The sequence below is a fragment of the Chelatococcus composti genome, assembly GCF_014201415.1.
GTDB lineage: Bacteria > Pseudomonadota > Alphaproteobacteria > Rhizobiales > Beijerinckiaceae > Chelatococcus_A > Chelatococcus_A composti.
Genome location: NZ_JACHEH010000003.1, coordinates 415,462 through 437,970, shown reverse-complemented (window position 1 = coordinate 437,970; position 22,509 = coordinate 415,462). Strand labels below are relative to the sequence as shown.

Genomic DNA, 22,509 nt, shown 5'->3' with positions numbered 1-22,509 from the left:
TTTTCTGATGGCAGCGGTGTCGCGTCGTTACCTCCTCGGCCTGGCCGCGCTCGCCGGCACACTGGCGCTCGGCGCCTGTGTCACGCCGCAAACGTCACCGCTGCCGGCGGACGAGGCCGCGAACCTGCGCCTCTCTTCCATCTCGGTCGACGTCTCGGCGCTGGTCGCCCAGGGCCAGGGCCCCTTCGCCACGCTCGTCGGCGACCGGCTGTCGGATGCGCTCGCGAGCGCCTTCGCCGACCGGCTCGCCCCGCGCGACCGCACCGCTCCGCGCCTTGTGGTCCGCCTCAAGAGCCTCACCCTCTCGGCCTGGGCGGGTAGCAGCTCCATCCGCATCGGAGGGATAGACTACGCCGAGGGCGGCTCGGACAGCGACTATCTCGACGGCGAGGCGCTCATCGTCTCCCGCAGGGGCGACATCCAGGCCCGCTACCCGATCCTCTTCGCCCTGCCCTCCAGCTATTCCGGCCCCTGGTATCTCGCCGACAACGAGCAGCGGCGCGCGGCCACCATCGCCCAGCTCTACGCCGACTGGGTCAAGCGCCAGATCGTCGGGCGGTAGCCGGAGGAGATTCTCCGGGGCAGGGCGGCGGACAGCCGCCATCTGATGTCGGGCTCGGGAACGGGCGTTCCGCTAGCCCGCCCCCTACCCCTCGAGCACCGGGACGATAGGCTCGTCCTTGACGAGGTCGAGCGTCAGCGCCGTGCGCACGTTGCGCACGTTCGGCGTGGCCGTCAGCTCCAGCACGAACGACTGGAAGGCGCGCAGGTCCGGCGCCACGCACTTGAGGAGAAAATCCGTCTCGCCGGACAGGGTCCAGCATTCGCGTACCAGCGGCATCTGGCGGACGCGCGCGGCAAAGGCGTCAAGGTCGGCCTCGGCCTGGCTTGCGAGATTGACCATAGCGAAGCAGGTGACGTCGAAGCCGAGCAGCCGCTGATCGAGAATCGCCCGGTAGCCCCGGATGATGCCGGCCTCCTCGAGTGCCCGCACACGCCTGAGGCAGGGGGGCGCGGAGAGGCCGGCGCGCCGCGCCAGCTCCACGTTGGTGATACGGCCGTCTGCCTGGAGCTCCTTCAGGATCTTCCAGTCCGTCGCGTCGAGTTCCACGCGCAAGCGCGATTATCCTTCTCGCAGGTCCCGGACGATTGCGTCATGCGACGAGGCACGGGCACGGTGACTGCCTGATTTAGTATGATTCGGGCGACGAGTTCGCAAGAGAGTCCGACAATGTTGCACGCCGATAGCGCCTGGATCCTCACCGACGGCAAGGCGGGCGACGAGACTCAGTGCCTCGGCCTTGCGGCCGCCCTCGGTGTCGAGCCCGAGCTGCGCCGCGTGGCCCCGCGCGCCCCGTGGGTGTGGCTGATGCCGTGGGGGCCCATTGACCCGCGCGAGGCACCCGGCCGGCGGGCGAGCCCCATCGCGCCGCCCTTTCCCGATCTCCTCATCGCCTCGGGCCGCCGCGCCGTTCCCTATGTGCGCCAGGTCAAGCGCGCCTCCGGCGGGCGTACCTTCACCGTCATCCTGAAGGATCCCCGGACCGGCACCTCCGCCGCCGACTTCATCTGGGTCGGCGAGCACGACCGGCTGCGCGGCGAGAATGTGATGGCGACGCTGACCCCGCCACACCGGATCTCGGCCGCGCGCATCGCCGCCGCGCGGGCCGCCCCGCCTGCTGCCCTCGCCGCCCTGCCGCCGCCGCGCGCGGCGGTGCTCGTCGGCGGCGACAGCCGGCACCACACCTTCACCTCGGCGGATATCACCGGCTTCGTCGACCGCCTGAAGGCGCTGAGGGCAAGCGGCGTCTCGCTGATGATCACGGCCTCGCGTCGCACCCCCCCGGCGCTGCGCGCGGCGCTTGCCGAGCTTGCGCAGGAGGAGCGCGTGTATCTGTGGGACGGCAGCAGCGAGAATCCCTATGTCGCCATGCTGGCCCTCGCGGACGCAGTGGTCGTCACCGCTGATTCGACCAACATGGCCGGCGAGGCGGCCGTCACAGGCCGCCCGGTCCTCGTCTTCGAGCCGAGCGGCGGGCACCCGCGCCTCAAAGCGTTGCTTGAAGGTCTCAGGCACGCAGGAATTGTGCACGTCTTTCGGGGGAGACTTGAAGGAAGCGCATACCAACCCTTAGATTCAACACCGAGCATTGCAGAGGCTGTCGCCCGGGCTTACGAGGCCCACCGCAGGCGTTTCCTCTCCTCACCCCGCGACGCTTCTGTCGCAGACGCCTGAAAGGGCGAGCAGTCGATCGGTCCGCCATGACGCACACGCATGCTAAGGTCCTCATCCTGGGCTCCGGCCCGGCAGGCTACGCCGCGGCCATCTATGCGGCCCGTGCCATGCTGGAGCCGGTTCTGGTCACCGGTCTTCAGCAGGGTGGCCAGCTCACCATCACGACGGAGGTCGAGAATTACCCGGGCTTCGCCGAAGCCATCCAGGGGCCCTGGCTGATGGAGCAGATGCGCCTGCAAGCCGAGCATGTCGGCACGCGCATCGTCAACGATTACATCGGCGCCGTCGACCTGTCGCAGCGGCCCTTCCGCCTGACCGGCGACAGCGGCGACACCTACAGCTGCGACGCGCTGATCATCGCCACGGGCGCCCAGGCGAAATGGCTCGGCCTGCCCTCCGAGCAAGCCTTCCAGGGCTTCGGCGTCTCGGCCTGCGCCACGTGCGACGGCTTCTTCTTCCGCGGCAAGCAGGTCATCGTCGTCGGCGGTGGCAACACGGCGGTGGAGGAGGCGCTCTACCTCGCCAACATCGCCGCCAAGGTCACGCTGATCCACCGACGGGACGAGCTGCGCGCCGAACGCATCCTTCAGGATCGCCTGTTCCGGCATCCCAGGGTCGAAATCATATGGGACACGACGCTCGAGGAAATCTGCGGCGAGGGAACGCCTCCCTCGGTGACGCACGTGCGCCTCAGGAACGTCAAGACCGGCGCCGTGAGCGAGCACCGGACGGACGGCGTCTTCATAGCCATCGGCCACAAGCCGGCGAGCGACCTCTTCGTCGGCCAGCTCGACCTCACGCCGAGTGGCTACATCCGGACGGAGCCTGGCACGACGCGCACCAATATCGAGGGTGTCTTCGCCGCCGGCGACGTCACCGACGAGATCTACCGGCAGGCGGTCACGGCAGCCGGCTTCGGTTGCATGGCCGCGCTCGATGCCGAGCGCTGGCTCGCCTCGCGCGAGGCCACGCGCGAGGCGGCCGAATAGTTAGCGGAGAATCGGCTGGCAGCAACCTGCGGGCGCTGCCAGCACAACAGGCAGGAAAGGCCAGCGGGGGCGGCCGTGGATTGGGACAAGATCAGGATTTTTTACACTGTCGCTGAGGCGGGCAGCTTCACGCGCGCCGGCGATGACCTCGGGCTGAGCCAGTCGGCAGTCAGCCGACAGGTCAGCGCGCTCGAGCGAGAGCTGAAAGCCCCGTTATTTCACCGCCACGCCCGCGGGCTCATACTGACCGAGCAGGGCGAGCTGCTCTTCCGCGCCGCGCGCGACATGACCATGCGACTCGATGCGACGCGCGCCCGTCTCGCCGAATCGCGCGAGCGCCCCTCAGGCACCCTGCGCGTGACGACGACGCTCGGCCTCGGCACCAACTGGCTGACGCCGCGGATCGGCGAGTTCCTGGACCATTACCCTGACGTGCGTGTGGAGCTCATCCTCTCCGACGAGGAACTCGACCTGTCCATGCGCCAGGCCGACGTCGCCATCCGCCTGCGCCAGCCGGTACAGGGCGACCTCATCCAGCGCCGCCTGTTCACGGTGCATTTTCACGTCTATGCATCCACCGAATATCTCAAGCGCTTCGGCCAGCCGGAGAAGCTGGTGGACCTGGACAACCACCGCATCCTGTCGTTTGGCGGCTCTATGCCGCACTACCTGCTGGCGGTGCATTGGCTGGCCACGGCGGGTCGCGATCCAAAGGATCCGCGCCCCTATCATCTCGTTGTCAACAATATCACGGCGCTGAAGAAGGCAGTCGAGCGCGGGGCGGGCATCGCTGTGCTGCCCGATTACATCGTCGAGCCCGGGCTTGGTCTGGTGCAGATCCTCACCGACGTCGAAATGCCCTCGCTGGAGAGCTATCTCGTCTATCCGGAAGAGATGAAAAACGTCGCGCGGGTGCAGGTCTTCCGCGACTTCCTGATCAGCAAGGCCCAGCGCTGGACCTACTGAGCCCTAGTGGACCTCTGATATACTCAAGCGTTTGAAGCAGAATTGTGACGCACAGCCTGCCCAAACATGCGGCACCTGCATAGCAGACATGCCGCATGTTGCATTGCAAAAAGGCAGAAAAAGGCCGATATCAGTCGTGGCTGAAGGCGATGGGCTCCGCACCTCCTCCCGGCGTAGAGCCCATTTCGGCCGTTCCCCTCTGGAAGTGTTCCGATGTAGATCGGACATGACTTTAGGCCGGGTTCTTCGAGAACCCGGCCTTTTTTTCTTGGCATTTGCAACGTGTGCTTCGTCCGTCGCGCCTGTGGACGATGTCAACGCAGAATGCATGGCTGTCATGCCGAGTTTTGCATTGCGAAAAAACGGGCGAGGCCCCATATCCCCCGCGGCTGAAGGCGATGGGCTCCGCACCTCCTCCCGGCGTAGAGCCCATTTCGGCCGTTCCCCTCTGGAAGTGTTCCGACTTCGGTCGGACATGACTTCAGGCCGGGTTCCTTGAGGAACCCGGCCTTTTTTTCGCCGCGCCCTGCCCGATGGCGGGCAGACATCTCTCAGGCGCAGGCCCGGGGCCGACCTGGCTAAATGAACAGCGGTTCCCCCTCGAGGCCGCTGTAAAGGTGGGCAACGAACTCGCCATAGCCGTTGTAGATCTGCGTGCGGAACATCTCGCCTGTGCCGATCATCTCCTCCGCCGCCTGGCTCCAGCGCGGATGCGGCACCGCCGGGTTCACATTCGCCCAGAACCCGTATTCGGAGGGTTGCAGCGCCTGCCAGAAGCTCGTCGGCCGGGTTTCGGAGAAGGAGATGCGGTTGATCGACTTGATGGACTTGAAGCCGTATTTCCACGGCACCGCCAGCCTCAAGGGCGCGCCCATGACCTTCGGCAACGGCTTGCCGTAGGCGCCGGTGACGAGAAAGGCGAGCTCATTCGTCGCCTCGGCCATGGTCAGTCCCTCGGTATAGGGCCACGGATACCACGTCTGCCGCTGGCCCGGGGCGACCTTCGGGTTGTGGAAGCTCTGCATCACGACATATTTCGCCGAACCAAGCGGCCGCGCGCGCTCGACGAGGGCGGAAAGCGCGAACCCCGTCCACGGCACGGCCATGGCCCAGGCCTCGACGCAGCGGTGCCGATAGAGCCGCTCCTCCAGCGGCATGGTCCGCAGGAGCTCCTCGACGCCGATCTCGAAGGGCCGCTCGACGAGCCCGTCGACCCTGATGGTCCACGGATCGGTCGCCAGCGCCGCGGCCCCGGCTGCCACGCGCTTGTGGGATCCGAACTCGTAGAAATTGTTGTAGGCGGTGCTGATCTCCTCCGGCGTCACGCCCCGGTCGAGCACGAGCCGCTCGTTGCGCGGCGCCGGATACGGCCCGGCGGGCGCATCCTGTGCCCGCGCGGGGCGGAAGGCGCCCTCGATAGCGAGTCCTGCGACGCCTGCCAGGAAGGCGCGACGGTCGAAGAAGACGGCTTCGGGTGTCGCTGCGGCTTCCGGCAGGAGCCAGCCGGGTGGTGTCCTGATCAGCATGGGTGCGCTCCCGTGGCAGGTCCGCCCGCCCTGCAAAGGGGTAGAACCGCCCGCGGCCGGCGACAACTCACGCCTTCGGGAGCGACCTTCAGGCGGCGCCGTCCTGCCCGGCCCCTTCCCGCAGCGCCCGGCGCAGCACCTTGCCCACATTGGTCTTGGGCAGCGTGTCCCGGAACACGATGCGCCGCGGCACCTTGTAGGACGTGAGGTTCTCGCGCGCGAAGGCGCGCAGCTCGTCCTCCGTCAGGCTCAGGTCCCGCTTCACGACATAGGCCACCACCGCCTCACCCGAATGCTCGTCCGGCTGCCCGACAACCGCCACCTCGAGCACCTTCGGATGGCGAACCAGCACGTCCTCGACTTCGTTGGGATAGACGTTGAACCCGGAGACGAGCACCATGTCCTTCATGCGGTCGACAATGCGGAAGGCACCCTCCTCCGTCTCCACGGCGAGGTCGCCGGTGCGGAAATAACCGTCCGCCGTCATCGCCCTCGCGGTCTCGTCCGGGCGCTGCCAGTAGCCCGCCATGACCTGCGGCCCGCGCACGCACAGCTCCCCCACCTCGCCGAAGGGCACGTCGGTGTTGTCGGCGCTGCGGATGGCGACATCCGTCGACGGCAGAGGATAGCCGATGGTGCCGGTGAACTCCTCGATGTCGAGTCGGTTGGCGCAGACGACAGGCGACGTCTCGGAGAGGCCGTAACCCTCGATGATCGGCTTGCCGGTGATGTCCTTCCACCGTCTGGCGACGGCCGCCTGGGTGGCCATGCCGCCCGCCACGCACAGCTGCACGCGCGAGAAGTCGACCTCGCGGATGCCCTCATGGTTTGCGAGCGCGTTGTAGAGCGTGTTGACGCCGCTGATCATGGTGAAAGGGCGCGACTTCAGCGTCTTCACAAAACCGGGAATGTCGCGCGGATTGGCGATGAGCAGGCCACAGGCGCCGATGCGCATCATCATCATGCAGCACACGGTGAGGGAGAAGATGTGGTAGAGCGGCAGCGCCGTCACCATGACGTGGCGGCTCCCGTCCGTCTTCACCCAGCCCTCCAGCCACGCCTTCATCTGCGCGACGTTGGCGGCGATGTTGCCGTGGGTGAGCACGGCCCCCTTGGCGATACCGGTCGTCCCGCCCGTGTACTGCAGGAAGGCGACATCCTGCAGCGTGAGGGCCACCGGGTCGGGCGCCCGCCGCCGCCCCTCGGCAAGAACGGCGCTGAAGCGCACGGCGCCGGGAATGTTGTAAGGCTTCACTGCCTTCTTCACGTGCCGCGACACGAGATTGACGATGGTGCCCTTGAGGCCCATCAGGTCGCCGGGCGTGGCGATAACCACATGGTCAAGCTTCATCTGCGGCAGCGCCTCGGCCACCGTGTGGGCGAAGTTCTCCAGGACGACGAGTACGCGCGCGCCGGCGTCGTTCACCTGATGGGCGAGTTCCCGCGACGTGTAGAGCGGATTGACGTTGACCACCGTGCAGCCGGCGATGAGGACGCCGAACAGGGCCGCCGGATAAGCGAGCACGTTCGGCATCATGAGGGCGACGCGATCACTCTTGTTGATGCCCCGCGCCTGCAGCCAGGAGGCCACGGCTTCGGCAGCACTGTGCAGGTCGGCGTAGGAAACCTGCTTGCCGAAGCTCTCGAAGGCAGGCCGCTCGGCAAAGTCGCGCGTCGCATCATAGAAGAGATCGGCGAGCGTGCCGAGCTGGCTGGTGTCGATCTCGGCCGCAACCGTCGGCGGGTAGGACCGCAACCACGGCCGCTTCGCCATCAGCTGCTCGTCGGTCCCGTGCCGCGCCTCGCTCGCCCCCACCATGATGAACTGCCTCCCCTCGCTCTTCCGGCCGGTTCTGCCGGCTCTGGGTGCATTGTCATTCAGCAGGGAAAAACTGTCGATAGAAGCGGGTTTCGCCGCCCGATTGACCACATGAAAGCGCATGCAGCGTCCTTCCCGGCCGCGCTTCGCAAGCGGGGCGGCACGGGAACGGCGCAAAACGGGGAGAATCATCTCCCGCCCATTCGCGCCGGCGACGAGGGCGGGAGACGGCGGCGCGAGGGCCCCTCAGGCACTCGCGGCCGCTGCGCGGGCTGTGACGACCTGGTCAGCCGGCTTGCCGCTCAGTTCCGCGAGATGGTCGAAACGGGCCGAGAAGCTGCCGACGCCCGCGGTCGCCGAACGCAGCTCGACGATGAGGTCGTCCATCTCCGCCTCCGGGATCAGGGCATTCACCAGATCCCAGCCGAGCCAGCCTGGCCGGCTGTCGTAGCCGAGGATCTGCCCCCGCCGCGCCGAGATGATTGCCGTCGCCTTGGACATTGCCTCCGTCGGCACGGCGATCTCCACTGCCAGCATCGGCTCCAGCAGCACCGGCTTGGCCTGCGGCAGCATCTCGGCCATGGCGAGTTTCGCCGCGGCACGGAAGGCCATGTCCGAAGAATCGACCGAGTGGTAGGAGCCGTCCGTCAGCGTCACCTTCACGTCCACGACGGGAAAGCCGAGCGGCCCGCGCTCCGCCGCCTCGCGCACGCCGATCTCCACCGAGGGAATGTACTGCTTGGGCACGACGCCGCCGGTGATGGTGTCGGTGAAGACGATGCCCGAGCCGCGCGGCAGAGGCTCCACCCGCAGCACCACGTCGCCGAACTGGCCGTGGCCGCCCGACTGCTTCTTGTGGCGGCCGCGGGCCTGGGCCGCATGGCGGATGGTTTCGCGATAGGCGATCTGCGGCTTGCGCACGTCCACCGTGACGCCGAAGCGTGACGCGAGCCGCGCAACGGCAACGCGCAGATGCATCTCGCCCTGGCCGCACAGGCGCAGCTCGCCGAGATCGGGACGCTGCTCGAGGGCGAGCGAGGGATCCTCCTCGGCAATCTTGGCCAGCGCCGCCGTCAGCCGCACATCGTCCTTGCGGTCGCGCACGGCGAGCGCGAGCGAGAAGACGGGATCGGGTGGTGCGACAGAGACGATGACGCTCGGCCTGTCCTTGCCGACAGCGAAGGCATCGGAGGTCGCGACGTTATCGAGCCGCGCGAAGGCGACGGTCTCGCCCTCCCCGGCCGTTGCGCGCCGGTTCTGGCTCTGGCCTTTGAGATCCACGATGCCCGCGATGCGCGCGTCGCCCCCGCGCGAGGAAACGACGGTGTCGCCTTCGGACATGGAGCCGCGCAGCACGCGCGCCAGCGTCAGCTTGCCGCCCTGGCCGGTGTGGTTCGTCTTCATCGCGAATGCGAGAGGCGGCCCATCCGCCGGCACGCCGAGGCGCGCCCGCGTCTCCGCAAGCCGTGGCGCCTCGTGGCGCAGCGCCTTGAGAAGGCGCGTGACGCCATTGCCCCGCTCGGCCGAGCCGATCAGCACCGGCACCACATGCATGTCGCGCAGCTCGCGCGACAGGTCGTCGAACACCCGATCGCGCGGCGGCTCGATCTCCTCGACCAGGTCCTCCATCAGCTGGTCGTCATAGTCAGCGAGCCGCTCGAGCATCGAGAAGCGCGCCTCCTTCTCGCGGCTGATCTCGCTGAACGGCAGGTCGATCACCTCACTCGCCGCATATTCGCGGTAGACGAAGGCGCGCTCCAGCGCCAGGTCGATGAAGCCGATGGCAATGCCGTCCTTCCAGATGGGGATCTGGCGCAGCAGGAGCGGCGTGCGCGAGGCGCGCTGCAGGCTCGCCAGCGTCTCCCGCACGCGCCGGCTCGCCGCGTCGATCTTGTTGAGGAACAGGAAGCGCGGCACGTCCGCCTCCTCGAGCTCGCGCATGACGAGCTCAAGCGCCGGCACCTTGCGGTCGTCAGCCTCGCAGACAACGACGGCCGCATCGCAGGCCGGCAGCACAGTGCGCATGTCGTGCAGAAATTCCACCGAGCCGGGGCAGTCGACGAAGGTGAAGCGATCGCCGAGGAACTCACCGCTCGCAACGTTCGGCTCGGTGCTCATGCCCTGCGCCCGCGCCTCGGGCGAGGCATCCCCGACCGTGTTGCGGTCCGCGACCTTCCCCTGCCGGTCGATCGCTCCCATGCGCGCGAGACAGGCCTCCAAGAGGCTGGTCTTGCCACTCTGGTAGGGGCCGACGATGGCGATGCACCGAGGCCCCGCTCGTTCTCTGCCGCTGGCATCCATGGCGCCTCTCCCTCGCTTGGCGGCCGCTGCGGGCCATCGAGCGATGGTCACGCCGTAGAGCCTGCGAATCAAGCGCCGTGGTCCAGCAGTACCCGCAGCAGCAGCGGCAAGGCCCCTCAACGCCAGGCCAGCAAACGCTTTTCGATCGCTCCGATAAGGCCCGACACGGCGAGGCCGAGCAGCGAGAGAACGACCACCCCGGCGAGCAGACGGTCCGACTGCATGAGGTTGCCGGCCGCCAGCACCATGGCGCCGACCCCCTCGTTGGCGCCGATCATCTCAGCGGCGATGAGCAGCACGATGCCGATGGAGGAGGCGATGCGCAGGCCCGACAGGATGCCCGGCAGGGCGCCCGGCAGGATGATCTTGGAAATGATGGCGAAGGAGCTCAGCCCGAAGCTGCGGCCCATCCGTACGAGCGAGCGGTCGACGTTGTCCACGGCGCCATAGGTGGCGATCACCGTGGGGAAGAAGGTGCCGAAGGCGATGGTCGCGACCTTCGAGCTCTCGCCGATGCCGAACCACAGGATGAAGAGCGGCAGAAGCGCGATCTTCGGGATGGGGAAGAGCGCGGCGACCAGGGTCGCACCCGGTGAGCGCACGAGGCTGGACAGGCCGATGGCCATGCCGAAGGCAATGCCCGCCGTGACACCGATGGCGAAGCCGCCGGCAAGGCGCAGGAGCGAGGCCGACAGATGGGTGGCGAGCTCGCCGCTCAGCGCCATGCGCCAGAGGGCGTCAATCACCTCGCCGGGGCTCGGTGCGAGCACGGGGCTCACCCAGCCGAGGCTCGAGGCAGCCTGCCAAAGCAGGATGAGCGCGACAAGGGCGGCAAAGCCGATCAGGCGATGTGTGCGAGGCACGAAAAGGCCGCCGCGGAAGACCACAGGGCGGCTGGCGGCGGCGGGTGACGCTTGCAGGTCATGAACCACGTCAGCCATCGATCGTCTCCACATCGGCCAGTTCCCGGTCCGCCTCGGCGGCATCGGCCCGGATCAGCTCCCACAGTTCGCGCGCGCGGCGCACCAGGCCAGGGTCGTCGGAGCGCCGGGCCCGGCGGTCTGCCGTGATCGTCACTGTCTCGCGCACCCGCCCCGGACGACGCGACAGCACGAGGATGCGGTCGGCGAGACGCACCGCCTCGTCGAGATTGTGCGTGACATAGACCATGCCGAGCGCCTCGGCGCTGTCGCCCGAGACGAGTTCCACGAGGTCGTCCATCAAGAGCTCGCGCGTCTGCGCATCGAGGGCGGACAGGGGCTCGTCCATCAACAGCAGCGCCGGCCGCACCGCCAGCGCGCGGGCTATCCCCACGCGCTGGCGCATGCCGCCGGAGAGCTGCTTGGGGTAGGTTCTGGCGAAATCGGTGAGCCGCGTGCGGGAAAGAACGTCGCGGACCGTCTCATCCATCGCGGCCTGCGTCAGGCCGTGCCCTTCGAGCACCAGCCGCACGTTGCCCTCCACCGTGCGCCACGGCAGCAAGGCGAAGTCCTGGAACACGAAGGTGAGCGGGTTGAGCGAGGCCGACGGCGGCGCGCCGGCGACGAGCGCCCGCCCCGCCTGCGGCTTCTCGAGCCCGCCCAGGATGCGCAACAGCGTCGACTTTCCGCACCCCGACGGCCCGACGATGGCGACAACCTCGCCCGGTCCGACGGCGAAGGAGATGTCGTCCAGCACCGGCAAGGGGCCGTATGCGTGGGCGATGTGGTCGGCGATGAGCTGCATGGTCAGGACTTTCAAACGATTGCTGCGGCGGGAGTGCCGCCGCAGCAAGTAAGTCGCGTCTCGCGGGCCGTGTCAGTTGACGTTGGTATGGCCCTCGATGAAGGAGAGGTCGAGGATCGACTTGGCATCCACCGACGCGTCGACAAGGCCCTCGGCCTTCAGCCACTGCACCTGGGTGAGGATGTCCGCAACATCGAGCCGGGCCTTCTCGTCCACGAAGAAGGCCGAGGCCTTGACCTTGGCTGCCGCCTGGGCCGGCTCCTCGGACGGGTAGACGTGCTTAGCGACGAGCGCCGCCGCCGCGTCGCTGTCGGCCGTGTAGACGATGTTGCCCGAGGCATCCTTGGTGAGGAATGCCTTGGCATAGTCCTCCGCCCCCTTCTGGTAGGCGCGGACGAACTTCTCGACCGTGGCGCGCTTGTCCGAAATCATCTTGGTGCTCGTGAACAGGCCGCCGAACTGGTACTCGGTGACGTCGGAAACGCGGCCGATGAGCTTGGCCTCGCCGGAGGCGACGAGCGGCTTGGCGAGATGCGGCGCGATGATGATGGCGTCGACCTGCCCGCTCTTGATGCTCGCCACCATGTTGGGCAGCGACTGCAGCGGCTTGAGCTCAACCGCCTTGAGGTCGAAGCCGTTGGCGGTGGCAATCTGGCCAAGCTGGTAGTGGAAGGACGAGCCGACCTGCGTGATGCCGACGGACTTGCCGGCCAGCTTGTCCAGGCTCGTCAGGCCCTTCTCGTAGGCGGCGTTGGAGGCGAGCACCAGGTTGCCCTCATAGCCCTTCTTCTCGCGGGCCTGGGCGGCGATGATCTTGAGCGCGCCCTTGCCGGCGAGATTGTAGAAGCCGGCCGTGAAGGCGGTGACGCCGAACTCGGTGTCGCCGGAGACGACGGCGAGGGCGATGGGCTGCGCGGCCTCGAAGAACTTCAGCTCGACATCGAGCCCCTCGTTCTTGAAGTAGCCCTTCTCCACGGCGAGGAAGAGCCCGCCCGAGGAGACAAAGCGCAGCACGCCGACCGTCACCTTCTCCTGCGCGGCGGCCGGCAGCACGGAGCCTGCAAGGCCCACGAGGACGAACGCCGCCGCGGCGGCCTTGCGCCCCATCGATGCCAGACGCCAGCGCGCCGACAGCCGAGATCCATTCCCTGACATGAGCATCCCCCGTTTTGATGCGCCAGCGGCGCTGATGCGTTGGCACACCAATACGGGGACGGCTCGCTGCCGTAAATAAGGAAAACCCGGTTCATGCAGGGCTTGCGACGGGCTGCCTCAGCGCACGCTCTCGAGCCGCAGGTCTGCCACGCCCAGCGCGAGATTGAGGCCGGTCTGTCCCTGCACGGAAAGAGGCTGCAGGCTGATGGAGCGGTTGGAGCCGCCCACGAGGATATTGGCGCCCACGCCCGCACCCAGCGTCGCCTCGCCGCTTGCGCCGGCGTATTCACCCTGCAGGGCGCCGCGGCCGATCCGGCTCGTCGAGGAAGCCACGGCCCAGACGAGTACGCCGCGCGTCGTCGCACCGATGTCGAGGCCGAACTTGCGGATCGTGCCCGCATAGCGCTCCACCCGGCCGCGGTTGTCCGTGAAGCGGCAGCTCAGGGCGCGCCGGGACGTGACGATGAAGCCGACGCCGCCGGAGACGTTGCAGACCAGACGCCCGACCTCTGTCTTTGGCGCCGCCCGCACGGGGCGCGACTGTGCAAGCGCATCCTGCACGCCGATTGCCGCCACGCCGAGGGTCACTATTGCGGCCAGGCTCAGGGCTGCTGTGTGTCGCTTGTTCACGGGGATGCTCCCATTGCGAGGTCAGAATGGATGACAACGCGCCGCCCCGGTCGGCGGTTCCCATCCGTGTGCGCGCACCCGTGCAGGCGGCGCAAATAACAACGGGGCCCGAAGGCCCCGTCGCGTTGCACCGAAACGGCAAGGCTCAGCGCAGGCTGGCGCAGAAGCGCTGGATGCGCTCGCAGGCGTCGATCAGCTTCTCGTTCGAGGTTGCGTAGCTGATGCGGATGTTCGGGCCGAGTCCGAAGGACGAGCCGTGCACGGCCGCCACACCCTCCGTTGCCAGCAGCTCCATGACGAAGTCCTCGTCGGTCTCGATCTTCTTGCCCGACGGCGCGGTCTTGCCGATCAGCTCGGCGCAGGAGGGATAGACGTAGAAGGCTCCCTCCGGCGTGCGGCAGGAGAGGCCCTTGGCCTGGTTGAGCATGGAGACCACGAGGTCCCGCCGCTCCTCGAAGGCCTTGCGGAAGCGAGGCAGATGATCCTGCGGTCCGGTGAGGGCCTCGACGGCGGCCCACTGGGCGATCGAGCAGGCGCCCGAGGTCTGCTGGCCCTGGACGAGTTCCATGGCCTTGATGAGCTGCTCCGGGCCGGCCGCGTAGCCGATACGCCAGCCGGTCATGGCATAAGCCTTCGACACGCCGTTCATGGTCAGCGTGCGCTCGTAGAGCGCCGGCTCCACCTGCGCCGGGGTGACGAAGGTGAAGTCGCCATAGACGAGGTGCTCGTACATGTCGTCCGTCAGCACCCACACGTGCGGATGGCGCAGGAGCACGTCCGTCAGAGCCTTCATCTCGTCGAAGGTGTAGGCCGCGCCGGAGGGGTTCGACGGCGAGTTGAGGATGACCCACTTCGTCTTCTTGGTGATGACCCGCTCAAGCTCCTCGGGCTGGAGCTTGAAGTTGTGCTCCAGCTTCGTCTGGGCGAACACCGGCTTGCCACCGTTGATGACGACCATCTCCGGATAGCTCACCCAGTACGGGGCGGGAATCACCACCTCGTCGCCGGGGTTCAGTGTCGCGACAAGGGCGTTGTAGATGACGTGCTTGCCGCCCGTGCTGACGATGGTCTGCGACGGCTTGTAGTTGAGGCCGTTCTCGCGCTTGAACTTGGCCACGATGGCCTCGCGCAGCTGCGGAATGCCGGGAACGGGCGTGTACTTGGTCTCGCCGCGCTCGATGGCGGCGATGGCCGCCCGCTTGATGTTCTCGGGCGTGTCGAAATCCGGCTCGCCGACGGACAGCGAGATCACGTCCCGCCCTTCGGCTTTGAGATCCCTCGCCTTCTGCGTGAGCGTGATGGTCGCGGACGGCTTGATGCGGGACAAAGCGTCGGCGAGGAAGGCCATGAAACGTCTCCGGATTGACTGGTGTCGGACCCGCGCGCGCGGGGCGCCGTTCGTGTAGTGCCGCGGGCCGCCGAGAGCAAGCCAAACGTGCTCATACCGCCGATAACGTAACCGAATGCGTCGCCGCGGCCACGGCGGCTGGAACAAATGCGGCCGGGACAGCATTGGACAGGCAAGACGCCCGCCTGCCGGGAAAGACTGACCTGCTCGGCACATGTGCGCCAACGCACGGCGCCGCGGGCGCATGAGCGGCACGATCACACCGTCCACGAACCGTGGGCACGGAGTAAGGAACCATGAACGCCAACGATCCGATCCGCCTCTCGGACATCCGCCGCCCCCGCGCCGTGGCTGCTTCCGTCGCGCGCGTCGAGGCGGAGCGCCAGTTCAAGTTTTCGCTCGCTCTTCTGGTCGTCCTGGCTCTCGGCACGGCGGCCGTCGCGATCGGCACCAGCATCGGCACAAGCGAGACCATCGCCCGCGAGCCGGCCATCATCGTGCATCCCGTTTCCTGACGCCTGCAACCCGGCACGTTGCTGTGGCCTCTCGCAGCAACGTGACCTTGCAGCCATTGACCGTCCGTGACCGGTTCTTAGCCTGACGTCAGGCTTTGCAGGGCCCGAAGGGCCCGCGATCACGGAGGCGAGACATGCCCATCGGCCCGTGCGCCCGGCTCCTGGCGGCAATGCTGCTTCTCCTGCCGGCCCTCGGCGCGACAGCCCAGCAGAGCACCGAGCTGCTGCGCACGAGAACACTCGCGGGCGAGATGGTCGTCGAGACGGTAGCCTCGGGCCTCGACCATCCATGGGGTCTCGCCTTCCTGCCGGACGGCGCCATGCTCGTCACCGAGCGCTCGGGCAACCTCCGCAGGATCTCGGCGGACGGAGCGGTGTCGAACCCGCTCGCCGGCGTGCCGGACGTTGCCGCCAGAGGCCAGGGCGGCCTCCTCGACATCGCGCTCGATCCGGCCTTCGCCGACAACCGCACGCTCTACATCACCTATGCCGAGCCGCGTCCGGACGGCGCGGGCACGGCCGTTGCGCGCGCCCGCCTCAGCGAGGACGCGAGCGCACTCCGCGACGTGACGGTCATCTTCCGGCAGGTGCCGTCCCATTCCGGCGGCAACCACTACGGCTCCCGCCTCGCCTTCGCACCGGACGGCACACTGTTCGTGACGCTCGGCGAACGCTTCAACCTGCGCGATAAGGCGCAGGATCTCACGACCCATCTGGGCAAGGTGGTGCGGATCAGGCCGGACGGCTCGGTCCCCGCCGACAATCCGTTCGTCGGCCGGCAGGATGCCCGGCCGGAGATCTGGTCCTATGGCCACCGCAACCCGCAGGCCGCGGCCATCAAACCCGACACCGGAGAGCTCTGGACGGTGGAGCACGGCGCCCGCGGCGGCGACGAGGTCAACATCACCCGCAAGGGCCGCAACTATGGCTGGCCAGTCATCACCCACGGTGTCGATTATTCGGGGGCCAGAATCGGCGAAGGCACGGCCCGCGAGGGTATGGAGCAGCCGCTGTATTACTGGGACCCCTCCATCGCGCCCTCGGGCATGGCCTTCTACACGGCCGACGCCTTCCCGCAATGGCGCGGCAGCCTGTTCGTCGGCGCGCTCGCAGGCCGGATGCTGGTGCGCCTCGAGCTGCGGGGCGACCGCATCGTGGGCGAGGAGCGGATGCTGCGCGACCTCGGCGAGCGCATCCGCGACGTGCGGCAGGGGCCGGACGGCCTGCTCTACCTTCTCACCGACTCGCCCGAGGGCCGCGTGCTCAGGCTGCGCCCGGCGAGCTGATCAGCCAAGCGGCCCGCGAAAGATGAAGAAGGCGCCGGCGGCGATGAGCGCGAAACCGACAAGGTGGTTCAGCGTCAGCGCCTCCCTGAGATAGAGCACCGAGAAGGCGGCGAAGACGACGAGGGTGATGACCTCCTGCATCGTCTTGAGCTCGGCCGCCGAATAGACCTGGTGGCCGATGCGGTTGGCCGGCACGGCAAACCAGTATTCGACGAAGGCGATGGCCCAGCTCGCGCAGACCGCGACCCACAGGGGCGAGGTCTTGAACTTCAGGTGCCCGTACCAGGCGAATGTCATGAAGACGTTCGACAGGACGAGAAGTGCAACCGGCGCAACGTGGGGAATGGAAACCTGAGGAATGGAAAGGGCGGGCATGAACGGACCGGATATGGTTGGAGCGCGCCCTCATGCGCCATCCCTGCCCCGGGCGCAAGGGCATTCGCCGGGCCTCAGCCTCCCGGCCGGAAGATGAGGTTGAGCCGCGTCGCCGCCGACAGGCCGGCCGCATCCGCGCCGACCGGCACCGCGTAGCCGACGGAGGATTCCAGATAGAGCCTGAGCCGCTCGTCGGCCGACCGCAGCATGTCCACCCTGGCCTTGACCTCCGGCGTCAGCGTGGCCTGCCAGCGATCACCCCCATAGCTCGTGTAGGCCGTGCTGACGGAGAGGCCCGGCATCAGGGACCACGCGCCCTCGCGGAAGCGGCGGCCGAGCGTCAGATCGACTGTCTGCGAATAGGGTGCGCGACCGACGGGCAGGCCCCCGCCCACACCGGCGGCCCAGACCCAGCCCTCGTCCGCCGGCAGATGGCGGGCGACGCGCCAGGCGAGGCGGGTGTCGACCGGTTGCCACGATCCCTCGCCGCTGGCGAACTCGGTGGAGATCGAGACACGCTCTCCGGCCTTGAGCCGCAGGCCAAAGGCCTTCTCCCGCGGGGCGGCGAGCGGCCCCACGAGGCGCGCCTCGCCCTCCGTATGCCCTCGCGCGACCGGCGCCAGCGTCAGGATGGGCGCGATCGCGCGCTTGCTGCTGCGCCGGAGCATCTGCGCGGCGACCACGGACAACTCGGCCCAGACCGGCTCCCGCGGCCCGTCGGTCCACATGTCGGCGTTGAACGACAGGGATTGGTCCAAGGCCTGCCATTCCCCGAGCGGCACCGCATCGCCGCCGGGCGCGGGCCGCGGCGGCGGCAGCGGCGCGACGGAAGGCACACCCGCGAGGGTCGACGGACAGAAGGCGACGACGAACGCAAGGACCGACAGCCGGCCCCGCACGCGCAACGCACGGATGCGCGCAAGGCGGCCTTGTCCGCAGCTTCCGGTTCTACGTGTCATGTCCGTCGTCTCGTTGGCAGCACGACACTGGCCCCCTCTCGAGGAGCGGCAGACGCCCTTCCGGGCGGAGCGGAACGGCTGAAACCGTCCCCTGTCGTGATGAACGAAACCTTAACGTCCGGGCGGCGTGCCGTCACCCGTAGCGCAGCTTCATCGTCAGGATGACGCTGAGCAGGACGAGCGTGATGGCGTTGGAGCCGATCAGCGGCCAGCTGCCGATGAAAATTCCGTACACGAGCCACAGCACGACCCCGCAGGTCAACGCAACCTGGGTGGTCAGAGAGATGGCCCGCGTCTCGCGCGTGCGGATGACCCGCGCCGCCTGCGGAATCCAGCACAGCGTGGTGAGCACGGCCGCGACGGCGCCGATGGCTTCAATCGAGAACACGGGAAGGAAACCGTCGGCCATCGCTGCGGCGCTTTCGGATAAACTGTTGGCCTTGCCAGCCCCGTCTTCGGCATGCACTTGCGGCCGCGTCCAGTCAACGGCGCGCAATGCATGCCGGGGCTGCGACCACGCATGGCGTTGCGCCTTGCGCGTGAACGGCCGCGGCCTCACACACGCAGGTCGCGTCGCCGCACCACGAAGATGCTGGAACCGGTGAAATCGCGCCAGTGATGCTCGGGAATATTGGCCTCGCGCAGCACCTCTGGCGGAAAGTCCCGCGTCAGGTCGTAGTCGGATGGCATGTCGAAGATCATGCCCAGCGTCTCGGCGATGAACTTGCGACCGAAGTGGCGATAGTGGCGAAAGGCGCCGAAGCGCGCCGCCTTCTCCTCGTCGCTCGCATCGACGATGGCGTCGGTGAAGTCGTCGCCGACGATCGGCACGCTGAACAGCATGGCGCCCTCGTCGCTCAGCGCCTGGGCGAGCCGGATGAGAACGACGGAGTAGTTGCACTCGATGTGCTCGAGCACGTGGTTGAGGACGATGAGATCGTAGCGGCCGCGCGGCAAGGTGAACACATCGCGGCACAGGTCGAACGGCTCGACGGCGATGCCGAGATGGGCATAGCGCGGCGGATCAATGTCGACGGCGCGATAATTGTCGCCGGCGATGTCGCGCAGGAGCCGGGACAGCCCCTGCTCCGGCGCGAAGTGCAGCACGTGCGCACCCGGCCGTGGCCGCACCAGCTGCGTGATCTTGAGAGCAGCGACCCGCGTGCGCTCCAGCGAGCGGCAGGTGGTGCAGCGCGCCAGAGGGCGCTTGGGCATGTCCTCGAAAACGGTCCCGCCGCAGATATTGCAATGCATCAGTTGTCGCTCTCCCGGCCCCGTGGCGGCGCCGTTGTGCACCGGTCCGGCCGCGGGGGCAACCGCGCATCACCCGGCGGCGCAAGACCCCTTCCGTCGCGCGCAGACTCGTACCATATTCGTTCTCATGGCCCGCAAGTCGTCTTCCCCCCGCTCCAAGGCCGCCAGGCCGGAGCTGAAATCGCTCGACCCGTTCCTCGCGGATCTGCTCAACCCGGCCCTCAACAAGGGCACTGCCGGGCCGGGCGGCGCCGCCGCTGGCTTCGGCGAGGCGCCGCAGGCGCGCTTCGAGCCCGAGGCCGAGGCCGAGGAGCGGTCGCGCCGTCGCAGCAAGCGGTCACAGGCGCCCGCGGCAACGGAGGGGGAGGCTGCGGCGAGCGGCGTCTCGGCCACCGTCGCGGCGCTGTCGAAACTGCTGGAGGGCGGCAATCCGCTGTTCAAGGACGGCAAGCTGTGGACGCCGCACCGGCCGCCACGGCCGGAGAAGTCCGAAGGCGGCATCCGCTTCCGCATGAAGTCCGACTTCGAGCCGGCCGGCGACCAGCCGCAGGCGATCAAGGAACTGGTGGCCGGTGTCCAGGCGGGCGAGCGCGACCAGGTGCTGCTCGGCGTCACCGGCTCGGGCAAGACCTTCACCATGGCCAAGGTCATCGAGGAGACTCAGCGCCCGGCGCTGATCCTCGCCCACAACAAGACCCTGGCTGCCCAGCTCTACGGCGAGTTCAAGGCCTTCTTCCCGGACAACGCCGTCGAATACTTCGTCTCCTACTACGACTATTACCAGCCGGAGGCCTACGTCCCGCGCTCGGACACCTATATCGAGAAGGAATCGTCGATCAACGAGCAGATCGACCGCATGCGCCATGCGGCGACGCGCGCCCTGCTCGAACGCGATGACGTCATCATCGTCGCCTCGGTCTCGTGCATCTACGGTATCGGCTCTGTTGAGACCTATACCGCCATGACCTTCTCGGTGAAGGTGGGCGAGACCATCGAGCAGCGCCAGCTCATCGCCGACCTCGTCGCGCTGCACTACAAGCGCACCCAGCTCGATTTTACGCGCGGCACCTTCCGCGTACGCGGCGACGTCATCGAACTCTTCCCGGCGCACTACGAGGACCGGGCCTGGCGCATCAGCCTCTTCGGAGACGAGGTGGAGTCGATTGTCGAGTTCGATCCGCTCACGGGCGAAAAGACGGCCGACCTCTCCTTCGTCAAGGTCTACGCCAATTCACACTACGTGACGCCGCGTCCCACGCTCATCCAGTCCATCAAGGGCATCAAGGAGGAGCTCAAATCGCGTGTCGACGAGTTGACGCGCATGGGCCGCCTGCTCGAGGCCCAGAGGCTGGAGCAGCGCACCACCTTCGACCTGGAGATGATGGAGGCGACCGGCTCCTGCCCCGGCATCGAGAACTATTCGCGCTATCTGACGGGCCGCAAGCCCGGCGAGCCGCCGCCGACGCTGTTCGAGTACCTGCCCGACAACGCCCTCATCTTTGTCGACGAGAGCCACGTCACGATACCGCAGATCGGCGCCATGTACCGCGGCGACTTCCGCCGCAAGGCGACCCTCGCCGAATACGGCTTCCGCTTGCCCTCGTGCATGGACAACCGGCCGCTGCGCTTCGAGGAATGGGACGCCATGCGGCCGCAGTCGATCTATGTCTCGGCGACGCCGGGCAGCTGGGAGATGGAGCGCACCGGCGGCGTCTTCGTCGAGCAGGTCATCCGCCCGACGGGCCTCGTCGATCCGCCGGTCGAGATCCGCCCGGCGCGCACCCAGGTGGACGATCTCCTCGGCGAGGTGAAGGCCGTGGCGGCGCAGGGCTATCGCTCGCTCGTCACCGTGCTCACCAAGCGCATGGCCGAGGACCTGACGGAATACCTGCACGAGAACGGCGTGCGCGTGCGCTACATGCACTCCGACATCGACACGCTGGAGCGCATCGAGATCATCCGCGACCTGCGCCTCGGCGCCTTCGACGTGCTCGTCGGCATCAACCTGCTGCGCGAGGGCCTCGACATTCCCGAATGCGCCCTCGTCGCCATTCTCGACGCCGACAAGGAGGGTTTCCTGCGCTCGGAGACGTCGCTCATCCAGACCATCGGCCGCGCTGCGCGCAACGTCGACGGCCGCGTCATCTGCTATGCTGATACGATGACGGGCAGTCTGGAGCGGGCTATCGCCGAGACCAACCGGCGCCGCGAGAAGCAGCTCGCCTACAACGCCGAGCACGGCATCACGCCGCAGTCGGTGAAGAAGAACATCGCCGACATCCTCGACTCCGTCTACGAGCGCGACCACGTGCGCGTCGACACCGGCCTCGCCGAGAAGGCCGCCGTCGGCCACAACCTCAAGGCCGTCATGGCCGACCTCGAGAAGCGCATGCGCGAGGCGGCCGCCAACCTCGAGTTCGAGGAGGCCGCGCGCCTGCGCGACGAGCTGAAGCGCCTCCAGGCGACAGAGCTCGCCATCGCTGACGATCCGCTGGCACGGCAGGAGGAGATCGTCGACAAGGCCGGCAGCTACGCGGGCGAGCGCAAGTACGGTGCCAAGGCCAACCTGCCGCCGGCGCAGGGCGGCTCACGCGCGCGCAAGCCGACGCTCGACGAGATGGGGCCCGGCCGCGAGGTGCTGCCGCGCGCCGCTGGCCCTGCCCCGCGCCTCGACGACGACTGGGCCGGCACGGCCAAGGTCAAGAAGGGCGGGCGACGTCGCAAGGGCTGAGGCCGCTGCCTCGGTCGCTGTGCTTCGCGCACATGGCGGCCCTTCCGCCCTGCGCCTTGTTGCCGCCTCGGGGGCGGTCAATGCTGTCCGCAGCCGTCATGGCGGTCGGCCCCTCCAACCCAAGGGAGACTTCATGCTGCGTCTCAACGTCATCATCGCCAGCACTCGCCCCGGTCGCGTCGGCCCCTCCGTCGCCAGGTGGTTCCACGAGTTCGCTGTGAAACAGGGCCTGTTCGACACCCATCTCGTCGATCTGGCCGACTTCGACCTGCCGGTCTACGATGAGCCGAACCACCCGCGCCTCGGCAAGTACGAGCATGCGCACACGAGGCGTTGGAGCGAGAGCGTGGCGGCGGCCGACGCCTTCGTCTTCGTCACGCCCGAATACAACTACGGCCCCACGCCCGCGCTCCTCAATGCACTCAACTACGTCTATTCGGAATGGGGCTACAAGCCCTGTTCCTTCGTCAGCTACGGCGGCGTCTCGGGCGGCCTCAGGGCGGTGCAGATGACGAAGCTCACCATGTCCGCCCTGCGCCTCGTGCCCATCGTCGAGGCCGTCACCATCCCGATGGTGAACCAGCACCTCAAGGACGGCGTCTTCGAGCCCAACAAGCTGCACATCGAGAGCGCCGAGGCGCTCCTCGTCGAGCTGAAGCGGTGGGCCGAGGCGCTGAAGCCCCTGCGCGGCTGA

21 protein-coding genes are annotated in these 22,509 nt (G+C 67.8%); 8 read left to right on the top strand and 13 right to left on the bottom strand.

What is annotated here, in order from left to right:
- Positions 1-7 precede the first annotated feature (7 nt).
- Positions 8-562 carry a hypothetical protein gene (locus tag HNQ73_RS08310; protein ID WP_244649962.1) on the top strand — a complete coding sequence of 185 codons (555 nt, stop codon included), beginning with the start codon at positions 8-10 and terminating at the stop codon, positions 560-562.
- Positions 563-646: 84 nt separating this feature from the next.
- Here the strand turns inward: HNQ73_RS08310 and HNQ73_RS08305 are convergent, their stop codons facing one another.
- Positions 647-1,117 carry an Lrp/AsnC family transcriptional regulator gene (locus tag HNQ73_RS08305; protein ID WP_183334108.1) on the bottom strand — a complete coding sequence of 157 codons (471 nt, stop codon included), beginning with the start codon at positions 1,115-1,117 and terminating at the stop codon, positions 647-649.
- 114 nt (positions 1,118-1,231) lie between these two features.
- Between HNQ73_RS08305 and HNQ73_RS08300 the strand changes: the two genes are divergently transcribed.
- From HNQ73_RS08300 to HNQ73_RS08290, 3 genes are all read left to right on the top strand, one after another.
- Complete coding sequence (locus HNQ73_RS08300) at positions 1,232-2,236, top strand: mitochondrial fission ELM1 family protein (RefSeq protein WP_183334106.1); 1,005 nt, start codon at positions 1,232-1,234, stop codon at positions 2,234-2,236.
- Positions 2,237-2,262: 26 nt separating this feature from the next.
- Complete coding sequence (gene trxB, locus HNQ73_RS08295; RefSeq protein WP_183334104.1) at positions 2,263-3,225, top strand: thioredoxin-disulfide reductase; 963 nt, start codon at positions 2,263-2,265, stop codon at positions 3,223-3,225.
- Between the two features lie 75 nt (positions 3,226-3,300).
- The gene (locus HNQ73_RS08290; RefSeq protein WP_183334102.1) at positions 3,301-4,191 is read left to right on the top strand and encodes a LysR family transcriptional regulator; all 891 of its coding nucleotides are present in this window, start codon (positions 3,301-3,303) and stop codon (positions 4,189-4,191) included.
- Positions 4,192-4,769: 578 nt separating this feature from the next.
- Here HNQ73_RS08290 and msrP read toward each other — a convergent pair.
- The 8 genes from msrP to HNQ73_RS08250 all read right to left on the bottom strand — a co-directional run bounded on the left by msrP (position 4,770) and on the right by HNQ73_RS08250 (position 14,695).
- The gene (gene msrP, locus HNQ73_RS08285; RefSeq protein WP_183334100.1) at positions 4,770-5,717 is read right to left on the bottom strand and encodes a protein-methionine-sulfoxide reductase catalytic subunit MsrP; all 948 of its coding nucleotides are present in this window, start codon (positions 5,715-5,717) and stop codon (positions 4,770-4,772) included.
- Positions 5,718-5,805: 88 nt separating this feature from the next.
- Entirely contained in the window at positions 5,806-7,536 is a 1,731-nt protein-coding gene (locus tag HNQ73_RS08280) for an AMP-binding protein (RefSeq protein WP_183334098.1), read from the bottom strand.
- Positions 7,537-7,782: 246 nt separating this feature from the next.
- On the bottom strand, positions 7,783-9,837 hold the full coding sequence (locus tag HNQ73_RS08275; RefSeq protein WP_183334096.1) for an elongation factor G: 2,055 nt from the start codon (positions 9,835-9,837) through the stop codon (positions 7,783-7,785).
- Positions 9,838-9,953: 116 nt separating this feature from the next.
- Positions 9,954-10,778: an ABC transporter permease gene (locus tag HNQ73_RS08270; protein WP_183334094.1), complete on the bottom strand. Its 825-nt coding sequence runs from the start codon at positions 10,776-10,778 to the stop codon at positions 9,954-9,956.
- Positions 10,771-11,562 (bottom strand): ABC transporter ATP-binding protein, encoded by a 792-nt coding sequence (locus HNQ73_RS08265; RefSeq protein ID WP_183334092.1) that lies wholly within the window; start codon positions 11,560-11,562, stop codon positions 10,771-10,773. Before HNQ73_RS08265 ends, HNQ73_RS08270 begins: the two co-directional genes overlap by 8 nt.
- 72 nt (positions 11,563-11,634) lie before the next feature.
- A complete protein-coding gene (locus HNQ73_RS08260) occupies positions 11,635-12,669 on the bottom strand; it encodes an ABC transporter substrate-binding protein (RefSeq protein ID WP_183334090.1) in 1,035 nt (344 codons plus the stop codon).
- A gap of 165 nt (positions 12,670-12,834) precedes the next feature.
- Positions 12,835-13,347 carry a DUF992 domain-containing protein gene (locus HNQ73_RS08255; protein ID WP_183334088.1) on the bottom strand — a complete coding sequence of 171 codons (513 nt, stop codon included), beginning with the start codon at positions 13,345-13,347 and terminating at the stop codon, positions 12,835-12,837.
- Positions 13,348-13,492: 145 nt separating this feature from the next.
- Complete coding sequence (locus HNQ73_RS08250; RefSeq protein WP_183334086.1) at positions 13,493-14,695, bottom strand: pyridoxal phosphate-dependent aminotransferase; 1,203 nt, start codon at positions 14,693-14,695, stop codon at positions 13,493-13,495.
- Positions 14,696-14,991: 296 nt separating this feature from the next.
- Between HNQ73_RS08250 and HNQ73_RS08245 the strand changes: the two genes are divergently transcribed.
- Both HNQ73_RS08245 and HNQ73_RS08240 read left to right on the top strand, forming a co-directional pair.
- The gene (locus HNQ73_RS08245; RefSeq protein ID WP_183334084.1) at positions 14,992-15,210 is read left to right on the top strand and encodes a hypothetical protein; all 219 of its coding nucleotides are present in this window, start codon (positions 14,992-14,994) and stop codon (positions 15,208-15,210) included.
- A 134-nt stretch (positions 15,211-15,344) separates the two neighbouring features.
- Positions 15,345-16,496, top strand: coding sequence for a PQQ-dependent sugar dehydrogenase (locus HNQ73_RS08240; protein WP_183334082.1), 1,152 nt, complete (start codon positions 15,345-15,347; stop codon positions 16,494-16,496).
- Here HNQ73_RS08240 and HNQ73_RS08235 read toward each other — a convergent pair whose 3' ends face one another.
- The 4 genes from HNQ73_RS08235 to HNQ73_RS08220 form a co-directional block, all read right to left on the bottom strand.
- Positions 16,497-16,871: a DMT family protein gene (locus HNQ73_RS08235; RefSeq protein ID WP_183334080.1), complete on the bottom strand. Its 375-nt coding sequence runs from the start codon at positions 16,869-16,871 to the stop codon at positions 16,497-16,499. It lies immediately after the preceding gene.
- Positions 16,872-16,945: 74 nt separating this feature from the next.
- On the bottom strand, positions 16,946-17,830 hold the full coding sequence (locus HNQ73_RS08230) for a hypothetical protein (protein ID WP_183334078.1): 885 nt from the start codon (positions 17,828-17,830) through the stop codon (positions 16,946-16,948).
- A gap of 133 nt (positions 17,831-17,963) precedes the next feature.
- Positions 17,964-18,296: a SemiSWEET family sugar transporter gene (locus HNQ73_RS08225; protein WP_338077621.1), complete on the bottom strand. Its 333-nt coding sequence runs from the start codon at positions 18,294-18,296 to the stop codon at positions 17,964-17,966.
- Between the two features lie 89 nt (positions 18,297-18,385).
- Positions 18,386-19,045, bottom strand: a complete 660-nt coding sequence (locus HNQ73_RS08220) for a class I SAM-dependent methyltransferase (protein WP_183334076.1) — start codon at positions 19,043-19,045, stop codon at positions 18,386-18,388.
- A gap of 166 nt (positions 19,046-19,211) precedes the next feature.
- Here HNQ73_RS08220 and uvrB point away from each other — a divergent pair, with 166 nt between their 5' ends.
- Together uvrB and HNQ73_RS08210 are read left to right on the top strand one after the other, a co-directional pair.
- Entirely contained in the window at positions 19,212-21,815 is a 2,604-nt protein-coding gene (gene uvrB, locus HNQ73_RS08215) for an excinuclease ABC subunit UvrB (protein ID WP_183334074.1), read from the top strand.
- A 133-nt stretch (positions 21,816-21,948) separates the two neighbouring features.
- Positions 21,949-22,509, top strand: coding sequence for an NADPH-dependent FMN reductase (locus HNQ73_RS08210; protein WP_183334072.1), 561 nt, complete (start codon positions 21,949-21,951; stop codon positions 22,507-22,509).

Excerpts from the sequence above, each read along its gene's own strand:
- HNQ73_RS08310 (WP_244649962.1), top strand. The coding sequence starts at position 8 with ATGGCAGCGGTGTCGCGTCGTTACCTCCTCGGCCTGGCCGCGCTCGCC.
- HNQ73_RS08240 (WP_183334082.1), top strand. The coding sequence starts at position 15,345 with ATGCCCATCGGCCCGTGCGCCCGGCTCCTGGCGGCAATGCTGCTTCTC.
- trxB (WP_183334104.1), top strand. The coding sequence starts at position 2,263 with ATGACGCACACGCATGCTAAGGTCCTCATCCTGGGCTCCGGCCCGGCA.
- HNQ73_RS08270 (WP_183334094.1), bottom strand. The coding sequence starts at position 10,778 with ATGGCTGACGTGGTTCATGACCTGCAAGCGTCACCCGCCGCCGCCAGC.
- HNQ73_RS08245 (WP_183334084.1), top strand. The coding sequence starts at position 14,992 with ATGAACGCCAACGATCCGATCCGCCTCTCGGACATCCGCCGCCCCCGC.
- HNQ73_RS08275 (WP_183334096.1), bottom strand. The coding sequence starts at position 9,837 with ATGGATGCCAGCGGCAGAGAACGAGCGGGGCCTCGGTGCATCGCCATC.
- HNQ73_RS08300 (WP_183334106.1), top strand. The coding sequence starts at position 1,232 with ATGTTGCACGCCGATAGCGCCTGGATCCTCACCGACGGCAAGGCGGGC.
- HNQ73_RS08260 (WP_183334090.1), bottom strand. The coding sequence starts at position 12,669 with ATGGGGCGCAAGGCCGCCGCGGCGGCGTTCGTCCTCGTGGGCCTTGCA.
- HNQ73_RS08250 (WP_183334086.1), bottom strand. The coding sequence starts at position 14,695 with ATGGCCTTCCTCGCCGACGCTTTGTCCCGCATCAAGCCGTCCGCGACC.
- HNQ73_RS08265 (WP_183334092.1), bottom strand. The coding sequence starts at position 11,562 with ATGCAGCTCATCGCCGACCACATCGCCCACGCATACGGCCCCTTGCCG.
- HNQ73_RS08230 (WP_183334078.1), bottom strand. The coding sequence starts at position 17,830 with ATGACACGTAGAACCGGAAGCTGCGGACAAGGCCGCCTTGCGCGCATC.
- HNQ73_RS08210 (WP_183334072.1), top strand. The coding sequence starts at position 21,949 with ATGCTGCGTCTCAACGTCATCATCGCCAGCACTCGCCCCGGTCGCGTC.
- HNQ73_RS08220 (WP_183334076.1), bottom strand. The coding sequence starts at position 19,045 with ATGCCCAAGCGCCCTCTGGCGCGCTGCACCACCTGCCGCTCGCTGGAG.
- uvrB (WP_183334074.1), top strand. The coding sequence starts at position 19,212 with ATGGCCCGCAAGTCGTCTTCCCCCCGCTCCAAGGCCGCCAGGCCGGAG.
- HNQ73_RS08280 (WP_183334098.1), bottom strand. The coding sequence starts at position 7,536 with ATGGTGGGGGCGAGCGAGGCGCGGCACGGGACCGACGAGCAGCTGATG.
- HNQ73_RS08235 (WP_183334080.1), bottom strand. The coding sequence starts at position 16,871 with ATGCCCGCCCTTTCCATTCCTCAGGTTTCCATTCCCCACGTTGCGCCG.
- msrP (WP_183334100.1), bottom strand. The coding sequence starts at position 5,717 with ATGCTGATCAGGACACCACCCGGCTGGCTCCTGCCGGAAGCCGCAGCG.